The 1978-nt window shown below is 33.0% G+C and carries 1 protein-coding gene; it reads left to right on the forward strand.

Features of this window, described 5'->3' with window-relative positions:
- Positions 1 to 77: 77 nt before the first annotated feature.
- On the forward strand, positions 78 to 1978 hold a 1901-nt coding region (locus ABD730_RS17175; protein ID WP_344716125.1), incomplete at its 3' end, for an OmpA family protein.

Here is a 1978-nt window from a genome sequence, read left to right on the forward strand (position 1 = left end):
TTATTATTTGATCTTAATTTTCCAAGACGTGTTTCTCGTTCACCAAGATACTTTTAATCAGTTAAGCTAAAACAATTATGAAAAACTTTAAAACATTATTATTTATTACGTTGATGAGTAGCTTTTGCTTAACTGCTCAGAATAAAGATACCAAGAAAGCAGATAAGCACTTTGCTAGATTTGAATTTGTAAAAGCTGCCGAAAGCTATAACAAACTTGTAGAAGACGGTAAAGCAGACGACTATGTTTACGGACAACTTGCAGAAAGTTACTATAACATTTTTAATACCGAAGCTGCTGAGCGTTGGTATGCTAAAGCTTTAGAAACTTCTGAAAAACCAGAAATGGTATACAAATATTCTCAAATGCTTAAAGCAAATGGGAAATATGAAGCCTCTAATCAACAAATGGATAAGTTTGCTACAATGCGTCCTGCAGATAATAGAGCTATAGCATTTAGAAAAAATCCGGATTACCTTCCTAAAATTTTAGAACAAGGTAAAAAGTTTAATGTACAAAATGCAGATTTTAACTCTACACAATCAGATTTTGGTGGTATCTTACATGATGGTAAATTATACATCACTTCTGGTCGTAATGACAATCGTAAAACTTATGGTTGGAACGACCAACCTTACTTAGATATTTACACTATTGTTAAAAACGCTGATAGTACTTATCAAGAAGCAACTTTAGCTAACAAAAAAATAAATACAAAATTTCACGAAGGTTTAGTATCCTTTACTCCTGATGGAAAAACAATGTATTTCTCTAGAGAAAGTTATTTTGAAAAAGACTTTCAAAAAGATTCTCTAAGCAGTACGCGTTTTAGCCAACTGTATTTATTTAAAGCTACTAAGTTAGGAGACGATTGGGATATGGTTGAAAATTTAGCCATTAATAGTGAAAACTACTCTGTTAAAAACCCTTCTGTTAGCGCAGATGGTAAAACACTTTATTTTTCTTCTAATATGCCTGGTGGTTTTGGAGATTTTGATATCTACAAAGCTGAAATAAATGCTGATGGAACTATAGGTGAACCTGAAAACTTAGGTCAAAAAATAAATACTGAAGGTCAAGAAATGTTCCCTTACATCAGTAGTAATAATACTCTATACTTTTCTTCTAATGGTCATTTAGGTCTTGGTGGATTAGACGTGTTTTACACTAAAGAAATTGATGGTAAACTAGCTCCTGCTCGTAATGTAGGTATTCCTATTAACAGTAACGCTGATGATTTTGCTTTCATTATTGATGAAGAAAACGGTGATGGTTTTGTTTCTTCAAACAGAGAAGGTGGAAAAGGAAGTGACGATATTTACGAATTCAAAAAATTACAACCACTTTGTGATGTATTAATAAGCGCTACCGTTTTAGATGACAAAACACGCGAACCTATTAGTGGTGCTGCTGTTACATTGTATGATAGCGAAGGTAATAAAGTAGTTTCTAAAATGACAAACACTCAAGGTATTGCTGAGTTTATAGTAGAATGTGATGAGGATAGCGAATTAGAAGTTGTAATGGATGGTTTTGACAGTAAAAAAGTTCCTGTTAAAGGCACTAACGAAGAAGAAAATAACATCCAAATTTCTTTAGATCCTATTGAAAAATTAATTACACCTGTGAAAATTGATTTAGCACCTATTTTCTTTGAATTTGATAAGTCTAACATTACAGCTCAAGCTGCTTTTGAATTAGATAAATTAGTTCAGATTATGAAAAAATATCCTGAAATGGTTATTAGTGCAACATCACACACAGATGAAAGAGGTCCTGAAGCTTACAACACAGGCCTTTCTGATCGTAGAGCAAAAACAACAGTACAATACGTAATATCTAAAGGTATTGATGCCTCTCGTATTTCTGGTGTTGGTAAAGGTGAATCTGAACCTAAAATAGATTGTTCTGCAGGTTGTACTAAAGAACAACATGCCGAAAACAGACGTTCAGAGTTCCTTATTGTAAGTGGTGCTCC

Origin of the sequence: Winogradskyella damuponensis (genome assembly GCF_039538385.1) — a bacterium.
Taxonomy (GTDB): Bacteria; Bacteroidota; Bacteroidia; order Flavobacteriales; family Flavobacteriaceae; genus Winogradskyella; species Winogradskyella damuponensis.